The organism is Streptomyces brevispora (assembly GCF_007829885.1).
GTDB classification, from domain to species: domain Bacteria; phylum Actinomycetota; class Actinomycetes; order Streptomycetales; family Streptomycetaceae; genus Streptomyces; species Streptomyces brevispora.
Genome location: NZ_VIWW01000002.1, coordinates 21,415 through 36,789 on the forward strand (window position 1 = coordinate 21,415; position 15,375 = coordinate 36,789).

11 protein-coding genes and 2 pseudogenes are annotated in these 15,375 nt (G+C 69.9%); 3 read left to right on the forward strand and 10 right to left on the reverse strand.

Translation table 11 applies throughout. From position 1 onward, the window contains the following. Positions 1-153: 153 nt before the first annotated feature. The 4 genes and pseudogenes from FHX80_RS36120 to FHX80_RS29740 all read right to left on the reverse strand — a co-directional run. Positions 154-900, reverse strand: a pseudogene (locus FHX80_RS36120) (cellulose binding domain-containing protein); the annotation flags it as partial. Positions 901-939: 39 nt separating this feature from the next. After that, positions 940-1,734: pseudogene (locus FHX80_RS36125) on the reverse strand (GH12 family glycosyl hydrolase domain-containing protein); the annotation flags it as partial. Further along, entirely contained in the window at positions 1,731-4,484 is a 2,754-nt protein-coding gene (locus FHX80_RS29735) for a glycoside hydrolase family 48 protein (protein ID WP_145768110.1), read from the reverse strand. The gene FHX80_RS29735 and the pseudogene FHX80_RS36125, both read right to left, overlap by 4 nt. Positions 4,485-4,658: 174 nt before the next feature. After that, positions 4,659-6,197 carry a glycoside hydrolase family 10 protein gene (locus FHX80_RS29740; RefSeq protein WP_208764832.1) on the reverse strand — a complete coding sequence of 513 codons (1,539 nt, stop codon included), beginning with the start codon at positions 6,195-6,197 and terminating at the stop codon, positions 4,659-4,661. Between the two features lie 1,007 nt (positions 6,198-7,204). On the opposite strand from FHX80_RS29740, the gene FHX80_RS29745 reads away from it, so the two are divergent. Beyond that, positions 7,205-7,597 carry an SSI family serine proteinase inhibitor gene (locus FHX80_RS29745; RefSeq protein ID WP_145767588.1) on the forward strand — a complete coding sequence of 131 codons (393 nt, stop codon included), beginning with the start codon at positions 7,205-7,207 and terminating at the stop codon, positions 7,595-7,597. Between the two features lie 124 nt (positions 7,598-7,721). Here FHX80_RS29745 and FHX80_RS34915 read toward each other — a convergent pair whose 3' ends face one another. The 5 genes from FHX80_RS34915 to FHX80_RS29770 form a co-directional block, all read right to left on the reverse strand. Further along, positions 7,722-7,880 (reverse strand): hypothetical protein, encoded by a 159-nt coding sequence (locus FHX80_RS34915; RefSeq protein WP_167523771.1) that lies wholly within the window; start codon positions 7,878-7,880, stop codon positions 7,722-7,724. Between the two features lie 66 nt (positions 7,881-7,946). After that, entirely contained in the window at positions 7,947-8,897 is a 951-nt protein-coding gene (locus FHX80_RS29755) for a cytochrome c oxidase assembly protein (RefSeq protein ID WP_145767589.1), read from the reverse strand. Positions 8,898-9,036: 139 nt separating this feature from the next. Then, positions 9,037-10,062 carry a 6-phosphofructokinase gene (locus FHX80_RS29760; protein WP_145767590.1) on the reverse strand — a complete coding sequence of 342 codons (1,026 nt, stop codon included), beginning with the start codon at positions 10,060-10,062 and terminating at the stop codon, positions 9,037-9,039. Positions 10,063-10,205: 143 nt separating this feature from the next. Further along, positions 10,206-10,934, reverse strand: coding sequence for a type 1 glutamine amidotransferase (locus FHX80_RS29765; protein WP_145767591.1), 729 nt, complete (start codon positions 10,932-10,934; stop codon positions 10,206-10,208). A 34-nt stretch (positions 10,935-10,968) separates the two neighbouring features. Then, on the reverse strand, positions 10,969-12,207 hold the full coding sequence (locus FHX80_RS29770) for a Mur ligase family protein (protein ID WP_145767592.1): 1,239 nt from the start codon (positions 12,205-12,207) through the stop codon (positions 10,969-10,971). A 486-nt stretch (positions 12,208-12,693) separates the two neighbouring features. Between FHX80_RS29770 and def the strand changes: the two genes are divergently transcribed. Beyond that, entirely contained in the window at positions 12,694-13,248 is a 555-nt protein-coding gene (gene def / locus FHX80_RS29775) for a peptide deformylase (protein ID WP_145767593.1), read from the forward strand. Between the two features lie 14 nt (positions 13,249-13,262). Here the strand turns inward: def and FHX80_RS29780 are convergent, their stop codons facing one another. Further along, the gene (locus FHX80_RS29780) at positions 13,263-13,913 is read right to left on the reverse strand and encodes a TetR/AcrR family transcriptional regulator (protein ID WP_145767594.1); all 651 of its coding nucleotides are present in this window, start codon (positions 13,911-13,913) and stop codon (positions 13,263-13,265) included. Positions 13,914-14,085: 172 nt separating this feature from the next. Between FHX80_RS29780 and FHX80_RS29785 the strand changes: the two genes are divergently transcribed. After that, positions 14,086-15,315, forward strand: coding sequence for an acyl-CoA dehydrogenase family protein (locus FHX80_RS29785; protein WP_145767595.1), 1,230 nt, complete (start codon positions 14,086-14,088; stop codon positions 15,313-15,315). Positions 15,316-15,375 lie beyond the last annotated feature (60 nt).

The window sequence follows — 15,375 nt, forward strand, 5'->3', positions numbered from 1 at the left end:
GGCCCGATGCCCCGTCAGGCCGCCGTCCACGGACGGCGATCTGCGGTGCGTCGGCGAGGACGCCGGTGGTACCCCGATGGCGAGTGCAGCGGGGCGGATGGGCGACCCGCCATCGGGAGTGCGGTGCGGTGGCCGGCCGCGGTCAGCGGCCGGTCACGGTGCGGTGCCCGAGACCAGGGCGCCGTTGATGTACACGGCGACCTTCGAGGCGTCGGCGAAGACCGTGTTGACGGCCCTGCTGTAGTCGTCGGTCTCGTCGAAGACGGACCAGTCGGTCTTGTTGAGCCGCAGCTGGATCTCGCCGGTGGAGGCGCCCGCGGCCAGGCTGCCGCCGGTGAAGCCGACCTCCAGGTAGTGGTCCGCGCCCGGCGCGGCGGAGCCGGACGGCTGCACCCGGTGGGTGACGGTGCCGCAGCCGATCACCGCGTAGTCGCACGCGGTGCCGTACGAGGCCGCGCCGGACTCACCGCTGAACCAGTAGCGCAGGGTGACCTTGCTCAGATCGACCGCTGTGGTGCCGGTGTTCACCAGTTGGAGGCCCGGCCTGATCTGGTTGTCGCGGGGTGAGGAGTCGTTGTTCTTGTACTGGGCCTTGAGCGCGCCGGTCGTCCCGCCGCTGCCTGCCGCGGTGGTCGCGGTGACCTGTGCCGAGTCCGCCGAGGTGTTCCCGGCCGCGTCCCTGGCACGCACGGTGTAGCGGTGCGTGGACGAGGCGGCGAGTCCGGTGTCGGTGAACGTGGTCGCTGCGGTGGTGCCCGCCTTGACCCCGTCGCGGTAGATGTCGTATCCGCTGACGGCGGTGTTGTCCGTCGACGGCGTCCAGGACAACGAGACCGAGCCGGCGGTCGTGCCGGTCACCGCCACATTCGCCGGCACCGTCGGTGCCTGGGTGTCGCCCCCGCCGCTGTCCGGTTTCGTGCTCGCGGTGAAGGAGAACTTGTTCATCCCGAGGCCCTGACCGCCCTGCCAGATCTCGAATCCGGCCTCCGCGTCGATCAGATAGTGTGCGCGGTTGATCGATCCGCGGCCGACGCCGTCGTCGATCAGGCCCTTCACATTGAAGTCGGTGAGCTCGGTGGCGCCGCTCTGCAGGACGTACGAGATCACCTTCCAGCCCGAGGCGCCCGGCCCGGTCCAGACGTCCCAGGTCCGGCCGTCGAGCTGGACCGTGGCGGTGCGGGACCCGATGGGCTGGACACCGCCGCGCTGGTTCATCCAGATCATCAGCTCGGTGCCGTCCGGCTGGTCGTCGGTGACCGGCGCCGAGTTGAACCAGATGTCCATCGACACGTTGTACGCGCCGGAGCCGACCTGGGTGGTCGACCAGTCGGTGCGTACGCTGCCCAGCTCGTTCACCCGCAGCGGCAGCCCGCTGTTCGTCGTGCACAGACCCCAGTGGCAGCCCTTGTAACTGGAGGGGTACGTGGCCGGGGCGCCGTTCGTCGGCAGCGAGAACGAGGACTTGGTGACGCTCCACGCTCCCGTCTGCGGGTCCACGGTGACGCACTGCTCGGTCTTGGAGTTCCACTCGTTCTGCTGGTACAGGTACTCCCCGCCCCGCAGTGCGGTGGTCCCCCACGGCGTGCAGTCGGTGACCGGGGCGGCCGAGGCCGGGGAGGCGCCGGTGAGCATCGAGGCCGCGGCCAGCACGACGGCTGCCAAAACCCCTGCCAGGGACGGGAATCGGGGGCCGGTGCGTCCGGCCGCTGTGTCTGTCACGCGGTGGCCGCTCATGGCTCGATCCCCCAGGCGAGTGTGGTGCCCACATACGCCGTGACCTTCGAAGCGTCGCTGTACGTGGTGTTGGCGGCGTGGCTGTAGTCGTCGTTCTCGTTGAAGTTGGACCAGTCGCTCTTGTTGAGGCGCAGTTGGAGCTCGCCCGTCGAGGCGCCGCCGGCCAGGGTGCCCGCACCGCCGGTGAAGCCGACCTCCAGATACCGGTCGGCACCGGTCTTCGGTCCGGCGACGGCGACCACCTTGTGGGTGATGTTCGCCGAGCCGAGCGCGGCGTAGTCGCAGTACGTGCCGAAGGTGCTCGAGCCGCCGTCGGAGGTGAACCAGTACCGGATCTTCACCGTGGACAGGTCGATCGGCGCGCTGCCCGTGTTCAGGAGCTGGAGGCCCAGCCTTATCTGGTTGTCGGTCGCGGAGGAGTCGTTGTTCTTGTACTGGACCTTCACCGCACCGGTGCCGGTCGAGCCGCCGGGCTTCGTGGTCGCGGTGACCGGGGCCGACAGCGCCGAGGTGTTGCCGCCCGCGTCCCGTGCCGCGACGGTGTAGCTGTACGCGGTGGCCGCGGCGAGATTCGTGTCGGTGAACGTCCGCGTGGTCGCGTTGCCCGCCAGCACCCCGTTGCGGTACACGTCGTAGCCGGTCACCCCGACGTTGTCGGTGGAGGCCGACCAGGACAGCGACACGCTGTTGCTGGTCGTCGCGGTCACGGTGAGCCCGGCCGGTGTCGTCGGTGCCTCGGTGTCCCCGCCGGTTCCGCCGCCCTCCACCAGCAGCTCCGCGTAGATCGCGAAAGCCAGTGCGAGTGCCGCCTGCGCCCAGAAGCGGTGATACGTGAACGTGGGCGCCGCGCCGCCGTCCAGGTAGGCCTGCACCTTCGGCCAGTCCGGGTCGCGCTTGTACCAGCTGCGGATGTCGATGAAGGTCGCACCCGGTTTGACGGTGTCGCCGTTCGGCATCGTGCCCGACCATCCGGCCGGGATGTACACCTCGTCCTTGAACCGGTTGTAGTCCTTCCTGGTCTCCGGCACCGAGATGCCCTTGGCGGTGGTGTTCAGGGCCATCGCGTCCAGCAGCGCCTTGGCCAGCGCCGCGGCTTTCTTGTCGCCCGACTTGGCGGCGTAGTAGGTGAGCGTCTTGACGTATGCGGCGCCGATGCCGACGTCGTTGGCGTAGTCCACGACCGAGACGTGCAGGCCCGCGTTCTTCCCGGGGGACGCCGCGTTCCAGGTGTCGGGCCGGCCCGTCCAGCTCAGGGTGGAGGGGAAACGGAAGGTGCCGTCGGCGCCCACCGTCGTCTCACCGGAGGCCCAGGCGACCCACTTGGACAGCACCGCCTTCGCGGACGCGTTGCCGGTGACGTAGTAGTACGCGGCGACGCGCTCCATGCCCCACGCCTGGAAGCCGAACCAGTTGTTGCTCGGCGGGTCGTGGTAGACCGGCTGCCAGTCGTAGGCCATGCCGTAGAACGTGGGCGTGCCCGCCGGCGGCTTGCCGTACCGGCCCTCCCAGCTGTTGGTGCAGCCGCCCGCGAAGGCGCCCTCGCTGGACTGCAGCCAGGTCAGGAACTCCAGCTGCCGGGTCAGGCTCTTGGACCAGTCGCCCCTGGCCGTCGCCGACTTGGGGGTCAGTGCCGGTACGTTGGACAGCGCCCAGGCCGACAGCGGGTTCTGATAGCCCTGGTGGGAGGCACTGTCACCGATGCGCCACGCCCAGCCGCCGCCACTGCCCGCCGCGGCGCCGCCCCAGGCGTAGTACCAGGACAGCAGGTAGTGCTGGGAGTCCCGGCCCGATGCGGCGGGGCAGGAGCCCGGGTCGGTGCAGTCGCCGATCCGCTTGAAGTACTTGTCGAACATGGCGTAGCGGAGGTAGTCGCCCATCTTGGCGGCCTTCGCGACCGAGGCCGCGACCTCGCTCGCCTTGCCCTGGGCCGATGCCCAGCGGAACGCCCAGTAGGCGGCCTGCACCGCGCGGGCGTCGGCGTCCGGCGCGTTGGTGTACTTCCACTGCTTGGCGTAGCTCGCGTCGCCGACGAAGAGATCGAGATACCCGTTGCGGCCGCCGTAGTTGAACAGGTCGGTGGTGGGCTGCGGGACCGTCTCCCACACCGACTCCTGCGCGCCGCGCTGGTAGGTGTTGATGTACGAGGCCCCGGCGCCCGGCCCGGACTCGCCGCCGGTGCCCGGCTTGTTGCCGTAGCCGTAGATGTTGTCCAGGTCCATGAGCCAGTGCATGCCGTAGACGTCCATCGTCCCGTAGGACGAGGCGAGTTCGGTGGCGAGCGGGTCCGTGCCGACCGGGACGGAGCCGTCCAGGGCGGAGGGGTAGTTGTTGGGCAGCGGGTGCTCGGGTGCGTAGGTCGCGGGGGCCCCGGGGTTGTACGAGCCGCTGGTCGACTGGTCGGCGTGCTGCGGGATGATGGTCTTCTCCGCCACCGTCCAGGCCGCGTTGAACGGGGCCCAGTTGCCCGTCACCCGGCCGTAGGCCGCCTCCAGCCACATCCAGAAGCTGACGGCCTCCGAGGTGGTCTCGTGGCCGTGGTCCGGAGCCTCGACCATCAGGGTCTCGACCGAGTGGTACGGGAGACCTTCCGGGCTGAAGTAGCCGTTGGCGGCCGCTTTGATCTTCCCGTACTGGGTGAGGAACGCCTGGGTGTAGGGATCGTTTGCCGCTGCGGCGCGGGTGCCGCCGGAGGCCGCCGGGGCGGTGGGCTTGGCGACGGCGGTGCCCTGTGCCAGGCCCATGGCGAGCAGGCTGCCGCCCATGGCGCTGCTGAATGTTCTACGATTTATCGACACAAATCCTCCATTGGGGGGTGTCGTTGGAGAGGGGGGAGGGAGGGACGGAAAGGGGGGACGGGGGAAAGCGCGGGGAGGAGCGGGGAGGAGCGGGGAGGTGAGTGCGGTGGGTGCCGGTGGAGCCGGCGGTCAGGGCTCGATGCCCCAGGCGAGTTCGCCGCCGACGTAGACGGCGATCCTGGTGGCGTCCGCGTACGCGGTGCCGGTGCCGTGGCTGTAGTCGTCCGACTCGTCGAAGTTCGACCAGTCCGTCTTGTTCAGGCGCAGCTGGATCTCGCCCGTCGAGGCGCCGGGGGCCAGGCTGCCGGCGGTGAAGCCCACTTCGAGGTAGTGGTCGGCGCCTGCCACCGGGGTGGTCATGGCGACGACCCGGTGGGTGACGGTGGAGCAGCCGATCGGTGACCAGTCGCACCAACTGCTGTATGTCGAGGCCCCGTTGTCGCCGGTGAACCAGTACCGGGCCGTCACCGAAGAGAGGTTGACCGCCGTACCACCGGTGTTCACGAGTTGGAGGCCCGGCTTGATCTGGTTGTCGGCCGCCGCGTTGTCGCTGTTGCGGTACTGGATCTTCAGCGCGCCGGGGTCGCCGCCCTCCCCGCCGCCGTCGTCCTTGCCGCCCAGCGCGGTCCGTACCGCGTCGTAGGCCGGCTTCGGGGCGAGGTTCCCGTCATAGAGGTTGGCCGCCCCCTCGCCGGGAAACGTGCTCGGGACCCAGGAGTACTTGTCCGTGTAGTCCCACACGGTGACGCCGACGCAGCGGGCGACCGCCAGACAGGCCTCGACGACCTGCCGGTAGTAGCTGGACTGGGCGGCCGTCTTGGTCGCGTCGGTGGGCAGCTGCATTCGTACGTCGAGTTCGGTGACCGCGACATCGAGGCCCAGATCGGCGAACCGCCGCATGTTCTCCCGCATCGCGTACGGGAAGCCGTACTGAACGGCCAGATGCGCCTGCATCCCGACGCCGTCCAGCGGCACGCCCTCGTCGATCAGCTTGCTCGCCAGGGCGTACATGGCGTCGCTCTTCGCGCCGAGCCCCTCGATGTTGTAGTCGTTGAGGTAGAGCTTGGCGGCCGGGTCCGCGGCATGCGCGGCGCGCAGGGCGGTGGCTATGTAGTCGCTGCCCATGGCGGTGGAGAAGGGGCTCGTACGGAAGGTCCCGTCCTCGTTGAACGGCTCGTTCACCACGTCCCAGGCGGCGACCGCACCGCGGTAGTGCGTGGCCTCCGCGGTGATGTGGTTCTTCATCGCCGCCTGCACCTGCGCCGACGGCAGCGCGGAGACCCAGCCGGGCAGCTGGCTGTGCCAGACGAGAGTGTGGCCGCGCACGGTCTGGCCGTGCCGCCGTGCGAAGTCGGTGACCACATCGCCCTTGGTGAAGTCGAACCGGCCCTGGGCCGGCTCGACGGTGTCCCACTTCATGGAGTTGCCCGGGGTGATCTGCCCGAACTCGGAGCCCAGGGTGGCCGCATAGGCGGCATCGGGCAGCTCGGGGTTGTCGGTGGCGGAGCCGAAGTACTTGCCCTGGGCGGCGGCGAGTTCATGCAAGGTGCTCGGTTGGACAGCGGTCGCCGGTCCGCCCACCAGGGTGGTGGCGACGGCGAGGGAACCGACCAGGACGGTCGGGAGCCCTCTGGTGCGGCCGTGCCTGCAGCGCTTCACCAAGGTCATGACAAACGCCTTCCTCGACCGGGTGGCGCGGAGCGTCACGGGGAGCGCGGCTGCGCCCCGTAACACCCGTCTCGTCACCCGGCATTGGGGGAGAAGGGAGGGGGATGGAGTGTGCAAGTCTTGATTGTGGGAGCGCTCCCAAAGTGGCGTGGTGATAGGCACCTGTCAAGACTTAAATCACAACTGTCTTACGGGCGCGTTAACTCGGCCACGCCCCGAACGGGCGTTCCGTGGAGCCCAGTTGCCCGTTCCCGAAGGGCGGTGCCGGACCCGGCGGCGCGAGCTTCCGGGCCGGTCCGGCGATGCGTTCGCGGCCGCGCGCGGAGCACCTGCCGGGAGGGCGTGCCGCGGCCGGGCGGGGATCGTTCGCATTCGCGTGGGGGCGGCTTTGCGGAGATCTCGGCGGAGCGCGGTCCGTGGTGTCCGGGGCGGATGCGTGCGGTGACGGAAGGAGCTGCCGCACGTCGGGTGCGCGCAGTGCCGGAGCTTCCCAGAAGGCGACGCGGAACGTTTGTGGAGCACGAGGTGGCCGTGCCGCGCGGTGAGCAGGCGGCCTGGGAGGCCGGGGGGGAAGTGCCTGGCAGAGGGCAGGGACACGCGGGGTGAGAGCGTGGACACGCAGGGCGAAGGTGCGGCGAATGGCGAGTGGCGGGAGTGTCCGCGCCCGGGGGGCCGGTACGTGACACCGACCGGCCGCGTGTGTGCCAGGCATCGACGGAGAGTGACAGGTGGCTGGTTCGGCGCGCGAGGGACGAGTGAGCCGCGAGGCGCCCTGGCCATCCCGTTCCGCGTACGCGATGGTGTACACGGCGGCCGTGAACGGTGCGGGCGCGGACGGTGCGATCGTGAACGGTGGGGGTGCGGAACACCGGTCGCACGTACTCCGGGCGGACCCGCCCGCTCACCCGGAGGTGGGGCGCACGGCGCGGCTGCTTGTCACGGCGGCGGCGCCGGGATGATCTGGCCGGGGCCGTGGAGCCCCGAGCCGCTGATCCCAGGAGCCCTCCATGCGCGTGCGCGCCGTGCTTGCCACCGTCGCCCTGCTGACCCTCGGCGCGGCCGTGCCCGCCGGAGCCGCCCCGCCCCCGGCGCCGGACAGGGGAGTCCTCCTGACCGTTTCCGGCAGCGAGAACACCTGGATCCGCGGGGTCATACTGCACTGTCCGCCCGGTCCTGACGACCGGCACCCCGACGCGACAGGCGCCTGCGCGGCGATCGACGAGGCGGACGGTGACTTCGGCGCCCTCCCCGGCGATCCGCATCCCTGCACCTATGAGTACGACCCGGTGACCGTCACGGCCGAGGGTGTCCGAAGGGGCGAGGTCATCGCCCGCTGGCGGCACACGTTCCCCAACGCGTGCCTGATGGACGCGTCAACCGGCCCGGTGTTCCGCTTCTGAACCCGCCGCTTCTGAACCCGCCGGGCCTGAACCCGCCGGGCCTGAACCCGCCGGGCCTGAACCCGCCGGGCCTGAACCTGTCCGGCCCGGGTCCGTTCCGCCCGAGCCGGTGTCCACGCCCGGCTCAGGTCTCGCGGGTGGCGACCATCCCTATCGTGATCAGCCCCAGCACCACCCAGCCGAACCAGAGCCAGCCGTTGCTCCCCAGCGCCACCGTGTAGGCGGTGACCGTCACCAGGGCCCCTACGGTCATTACTCCCATTGCCTTCGTGGATCCGGACATGCGCGCACGCTCCTCGCCGGCCGCGCGGCCGTGACTGCCATCGTCACCCCGAAGGCATGTCCACCGCTACCGTCCGCGCGCCTGCAACGAGGCGAGATAGGCGTTGTACGCGTGGAGCTCCTGATCCCCGTCACGGTCCGCGGCACGGTCGGAGCGCTTCGCGGTCCGCTGATCGGAGCGGTACCACTGGAAGACCAGGGCGAGCAGCACCAGCACCGACGGGATCTCGCTGAACGCCCAGGCGATCCCGCCCGCCGCGTTCTGATCGGCCAGGGCGTCGATGCCGAGGGAGGCCGACGGGTTCTTGTAGACCTCGACCATGGGCTGGGAGGCCATCATCAGCGCGATGCCGAAGAACGCGTGGAACGGCATCCCGGCGAACAGCTCCAGCATCCGCATCAGATAACCCGGGCGGTGCGGCCCCGGGTCGATGCCCATGATCGGCCAGAAGAAGACCAGGCCGACCCCGAGGAAGTGCAGCATCATCGCGAGGTGCCCGACCGTCGAGCCCATCAGGTAGTCGAAGAGCGGGGTGAAGTACAGGCCGTACAGGCTGGCGATGAACAGCGGGATGGTGAAGACCGGATGCGTGATGACCTTCATGTACCGGCTGTGCAGCAGCATCAGCAGCAGCTCGCGCGGCCCCTTCCGGCCACGTACCGCGACCGGCAGTGCGCGCAGCGCGAGCGTCACGGGTGCGCCCAGCAACAGCAGGATCGGTGACAGCATGCTGATCACCATGTGCTGCACCATGTGCACGCTGAACATGACCATGCCGTAGTCGTTGAGCTTGGTGCACATCACCAGCGCGATGCTCAGCACACCGATGACGAAGAAGACGATGCGGTTGACCGGCCAGTCGTCCCCGCGTCTGCGCAGCCGCAGCACCGCGTATCCGTACAAGGCCACGGCGAGCACGCAGCCGGTCAGGAAGAACGGGTCCGCGGAGAACTGGAGCCCGCGTCCCAGCGTGAACGGCGGCAGATCCATGTTCATGCCGTGCCCGCTGTGATCCATCTGTTCACTCCTGATGGGGGCGCCGGGACGTCCCCGTTTCGTGCCGGTTGTCCCGACCAGAGTAGAACTGCCCCCGGCCGTGTTCGCGGCCGGGGGCAGTCTTCAGGTGATGGTGTCGCTCAGGGCACGCGCTCGGCGCTCAGAGCACGCACTCGGCCTCGGCGTACCGCTCGGCCGGGACCGTCTTCAGGGTCTCCACGGCGTCCGCGAGCGGAACCATGGTGATGTCCGTGCCGCGCAGCGCCGTCATCATGCCGAACTCGCCGCGGTGCGCCGCCTCCACCGCGTGCCAGCCGAAGCGGGTGGCGAGGACCCGGTCGTACGCGGTCGGCGTTCCGCCGCGCTGCACGTGGCCGAGGATCACCGGGCGGGCCTCCTTGCCGAGGCGCTGCTCCAGCTCGATGGAGAGCTGGGTGGCCACGCCCGCGAAGCGCTCGTGACCGTAGATGTCCTTCACCCCGGTGTTGAACGCCATGGAGTCCGCGCGCGGCTTCGCACCCTCGGCGACCACGACGATCGCGAACTTCTTGCCGGCCGAGAAACGCCGGCCGACCAGCTCGGTCAGCTCGTCGATGTCGAAGGGGCGCTCGGGGACGACGATGGCGTGCGCGCCGGCCGCCATGCCCGAGTGCAGGGCGATCCATCCGGTGTGACGGCCCATGACCTCGACGATCATGACCCGCTGGTGGGACTCGGCGGTGGTCTTCAGCCGGTCGAGGGCCTCGGTGGCCACACCCACCGCGGTGTCGAAGCCGAAGGTCACGTCCGTGGACGCGATGTCGTTGTCGATCGTCTTCGGTACGCCGACGATCGGCAGCCCCGCCTCGGACAGCAGGCTGGCCGCCTTGAGGGTGCCCTCGCCGCCGATCGGGATGATCGCGTCGAGACCGAGGTCGGCCACGTGGCCCCTGGCCTGCTCCACGCCGCCGCGCAGGTGTGCGGGCTGGACCCGGGAGGAGCCGAGGATCGTGCCGCCGCGAGCGAGGATGCCGCCGACCGCGTCGAGGTCGAGCTTGCGGTAGTCGCACTCCAGGAGGCCCCGCCACCCGTCGTGGAAGCCGATGACCTCGTCACCGTGGTCGACCACCGCACGGTGGACGACGGAACGGATGACCGCATTGAGGCCGGGGCAGTCGCCGCCGGAGGTGAGCACACCAATTCGCATTGCCCGGGAAACCTTTGCAACGTGGACCGACGACCGGACCACGTCGTCCGGCTGGAATCCCGCCACCCTACCGGCGCAGGGTGGCGGGACCGAACCGGGCGTCCGCCTGCTGGACTCCGCTCAGCTGAGCGAAATTCGCCTCATCAGGCGGGCTGCGTGGCCGAGGCGATCCGCTCGGCGCGCAGCGCCTCGTACCAGCGGTCGTCGGTCGGCGGCAGCGCGTTCACATCGAGGGCCAGCTTCAGCAGCAGGTCCGCGATCAGCGGGTTGCGGGCCATCACGGGCCCGTGCATGTACGTACCGAAGACGGTGTCGTTGTACGCGCCCTCGGTGCCGTCCCCGGTGCCGTTGCCCCGGCCGAACTGCACCCGGGCGAACGGGCGTGCCGTAGGGCCGAGATGGGTGACGCCCTGGTGGTTCTCGAAACCGGTCAGCGGCGGCAGCCCGAGGTGCGGGTCGATGTCCGCGAGTACGTCGCCGACGCACCGGTCGCCCTCGCCGCGGGTGGAGACCACGTCGAGCAGTCCGAGACCCTGCTCGCGCTCACCGAGGTCGTTGACGAACTCGTGGCCGAGGATCTGGTAACCGGCACAGACCGAGAAGATGATCGCGCCGTTGGACGCGGCCCGGCTGAGACCGCCGTCGCGGCGCAGCCGTTCCGCGGCGAGCCGCTGCGGACGGTCCTCACCGCCGCCGATCAGATAGATGTCGCCCGACGTGGGAACGGGCTGGTCGCTGCGCACGTCGACGCGCGAGACATTGAGACCGCGCTGATGGGCCCGGCGCTCCACCACCAGCGTGTTGCCCTGGTCGCCGTAGGTGCTCAGCAGGTCCGGGTAGACCCACACCAGCCGCAGGCTGTTGTTGCTCATGCTTCGTCCTCTCCGGAGGGGGCCGGCGCCGGGGTCAGTTGCCGACACGACGGCGCAGATCCTGGAAGGCGGTGTAGTTGGCGATGACCTCGATACGGCCGGGCGGTGCCTGCTGCACGGCCTCGTCGAGGTTCTCGCAGACGCGGAAGTCGAGACCGGCCACCTCCAGGCGGACCGCGAGGTCCAGCTTGCGGTCGCCGAGCACGAAGATCGGGTGACCCGCGAGCTGGGTGTAGTCCACGTCCCACAGCCAGGAGGTGTCCGTGCCGTCGGCGCCACGGGCGTTGACGGAGAGGATCACCGGTGTGGGCGGCGGGTCGATCAACGAGAACGTCTCCAGCCAGCCCGCCGGGTTCTTCGCCAGCAGGAGCCGCAGCTCACGGTCGAGGAAGGTGACCACGTCGTAGCGGCCCGCGACGGCCTGCACGTGGTACATCCGCTCCAGGGCGACCTGCGGCGGCACCCCGAAGACGGCTGCCACGGCGGCCGAACTGGTGGCGTTGGCCTTGTTGGCGCGGCCGGGCAGCTGGAGGTGGATCGGCCAGGCCGAACCGTGCGGGTCCAGCACGTAGTCACCGTGCAGCACCCAGCTGGGCGGCGGGCGGCGGAAACCGCACTCGCCGCAGAACCAGTCGTCGCCGGGGCGCTGCATCACACCGCCGCAGGACGGGCAGGACCAGGCGTCGTCCTTCCACGCCTGTCCGGCCGCGACCCACACCACGTTGGGGGAGGAGGACGCCGCCCAGACGATCAGCGGGTCGTCGGCGTTCGCGATGATCACGGCCTTCGACCCGGACAGTCCCTCGCGCCACTTCTCGGCGAGCATCCGGGTCTCGGCGGCCCGGTCCAACTGGTCGCGGGAGAGGTTGAGCAGCGCGATCACCTTGGGCGTCGTGTCGCGGGCGACGCCCGCGAGGTACTTCTCGTCCACCTCGATCACGCCGTACTGCGCGTCCGAGCCGCCGGCCAGGGCCGAGGTGATGCCCGCGGGCATGTTGGCGCCGAGCGCGTTCGACACGACCGGGCCCGCAGCTCGCAGTGCCTCGGCGATCAGCCGGGTCGTGGTCGTCTTGCCGTTCGTCGCCGACACCAGGATCACGTCCAGGTGCTGTGCCAGCCGCCCGAGCAGGTCGGGGTCGAGCTTGAGCGCCACCCGGCCGCCGATCACCGATCCGCTGCCTCGCCCGGCTGCCCGCGACACCGCCGCAGCGGCCTTGCCCGCCGTCACGGCCAGCTTGGCCCGCGGCGACAACGGCTCCGTGTTGCCTGCCATCGTCCTAGATCCTCCTTGCATCGGTCCTTGCCCAGCCTATCGATGTCCGGCGCGGCGGAGGCACGGCGGCACCGTCCGGGCCGTGGAGTTACCGTGGAACATGTGGCGGACCAAATAACACCACGTCGCCGATCTGGCAAACATGCAGGTCAGAAGCGGTTCGGTCGTTCGGGGTCGGTGCCCGGCTTTTTCGTGCCGGGTAGTGCCGACAAACCTGCGCGGTCATTGCCTCTCGTCATCAACTCTCGTCATACCGCCCCATACCTCCCGTGGGGTGCGTGTATGCACCCGAAGTCCAGGGTTTCGGCAAGGGGCTCCATGTGGCGTGACCGAAATCGGTTCCCCGGCGACCACGGCATGACCGCGGTCGTGCGCCGGAGTTCCTGAGGGAGTGTCACGGTCTTTCCACCGCGACCGGCCGGCCCGCGGGAGAGCCACATTTCCGCAGGTGACAGCTGTGTGCACGACGTTCCGCGGGAACGTACGATGGCGGCCATGCGAAACCGCCCGATCCCCGGCAGTTCCGGACTCGTCCGGGCCATGAGCCTGCTCGGCGACCCAGTGCTGCACAGCGCGTGCGACCCGGTCACCGACTTCGGGCCCTCGCTCGCCCAGTTGGTCGAGGACATGTACGCCACGATGTACGAGGCGCAGGGCGTCGGGCTGGCGGCCAACCAGATCGGCGTTCCCCTGCGGGTGTTCGTCTACGACTGCCCCGACGACGAGGACGTCCGCCATCTGGGACACCTCGTCAACCCCACCCTCGTCGAGGCGGACGGCATCTCCATGCGTGGCCCGGAGGGCTGTCTCTCGCTGCCGGGCATCGAGGCCGGCACGCCTCGCTTCGACCACGCGGTCGTCGAGGGGGTGACGGTCGAGGGCGAGCCGGTTCGGATCAGCGGCACCGGCTTCTTCGCCCGCTGCCTCCAGCACGAGTGCGACCATCTCGACGGCACCGTCTACACCGACCGGCTGACCGGGCTGCGCAGGGCGCGCGCCCTGCGCGCGGCCCGCCGGGCGCCCTGGGGGCGTACCGGCTGACCGGGCAGCGGCGTTCAGAACCCGGGTCCGCCGGGGCGGTCGCCCGCCCCGGCCAGCCTGCCCCACAAGAGATCGGCCAGGCTGCTCACCAACTGAGCTCGTGAGCAGGGGCGTTCACCCAGCCACCAGTCGCCCGCCGCATGCATCATGCCGACGATGCCGTGGCCCCAGATCCGGGCCATGACCTGGCTGTCCGGCCCGAGGTCCACCCGCTCGGCGATCACCGTGGCGAGCTCCTCGCCGAGCCGGCGCAGCAGCGGGGCCGAGTGGCGTCCCACGTCGAAGCCCTGCTCGGGTGACGGCACCGCGTCGTCGGACGGGTGCATCAGGAACCGGTAGACCTGCGGGCGGGCCTCGATCGCGGCGAGGTAGGTGTCGAGTGTCGCCTCGACCCGGGCGCGGCGCTCGGCAGGGGCGTCGAGTGCGGCCCGGAGCGCGCTGAGCAGCGCGTCGGTGTGCCGCTTGGCCAGGGCGCGGTAGAGACCGCCCTTGTCGCCGAAGTGCCGGTAGAGAATGGGCTTGGTGATCCCGGCCTCCGCCGCGATGGCGTTCATCGAGGCTCCGGGGCCGTCCCTGAGCACCACGCGGTCGGCGGCCTCGAGCAGCTCGCGGCGGCGGCGCTCGGCCGCGGTGCGCTGTCGCTCGGCCTGTCGTGTGGTCTCCATGCGGTTTCTCCCACCCCTGGCCTTGCTTGTACGTCCTGCCTGCGCAACGTAACACCCTGCTCAGTGGTGCGCGGATAGGCGGCCGACCGGTTGACAGAGGCTACTTGCCGGTAACAGACTGTTGTTACCGCAAGTAACGAATGACTTTTGACGGCAGTACGTGGAGGGGAAAATGGCCGAGTTCACGCTCGAGCTCAACGACGACCAGAAGCAGGTCCGTGACTGGCTTCACGGCTTCGCCGCGGATGTGATCCGTCCGGCCGCTTCGGAGTGGGACGAGCGTGAGGAAACGCCCTGGCCCGTCATTCAGGAGGCGGCCAAGGTCGGCATCTACTCGCTCGACTTCTATGCCCAGCAGTTCTTCGACCCGACCGGCCTCGGCATCCCGATGGCGATGGAGGAGCTGTTCTGGGGCGACGCGGGCATCGCCCTGTCGATCGTCGGCACGGGCCTGGCGGCCGTCGGCGTCCTCGCCAACGGCACCGAGGAACAGATCGGCACCTGGATCCCGCAGATGTACGGCGACGCGAACGACGTGAAGGTCGCCGCCTTCTGCTCCTCCGAGCCCGACGCCGGCTCCGACGTCGCCTCGATGCGCACCCGCGCCGTCTACGACCAGGCCAAGGACGAGTGGGTGCTCAACGGCACCAAGACGTGGGCGACCAACGGCGGAATCGCCAACGTCCATGTCGTGGTCGCGGTCGTCGACGCGGAGGTCGGCTCGAAGGGGCACGCTTCCTTCATCGTTCCGCCGGACACCCCCGGACTCTCCCAGGGCCAGAAGTTCAAGAAGCATGGCATCCGGGCCTCGCACACCGCCGAAGTCGTCCTGGAGGACGTGCGCGTACCGGGGCACTGCCTGCTCGGCGGCAAGGAGAAGCTCGACCAGCGCCTCGCGCGGGCCCACGAGCGCGCCGCCTCCGGTGATGGCGAGCGTGTGAAAAACGCCGCGATGGCCACGTTCGAGGCGTCCCGCCCGGCCGTCGGCGCGATGGCGGTCGGCACCGCCCGTGCCGCGTACGAGGTCGCGCTCGACTACGCGAAGACCCGGACCCAGTTCGGCCGCCCGATCATCGACAACCAGGGCGTCGCCTTCCAGCTCGCCGACATGCGCACCCAGATCGACGCGGCCCGGCTGCTGGTCTGGCGCGCCTCCTGGATGGCAGCCGCCGGCAAGCCGTTCGAGTCCGCCGAGGGCTCCATGTCCAAGCTGTACGCGAGCGAGACCGCCAAGAAGGTCACCGCGCAGGCCATCCAGATCCTCGGCGGCAACGGCTTCACCCGTGAGTACCCGGTGGAGCGCATGCACCGGGATGCCGCGATCTACACGATCTTCGAGGGTACGAGCGAGATCCAGCGCCTGGTGATCGCCCGCACGCTCTCCGGGATGCCCATCCGCTGACGGCTCCGGTCCGTACGTCCCAGGCCCCTGTTTCCCGCCGCACCGGCGGGAAACAGGGGC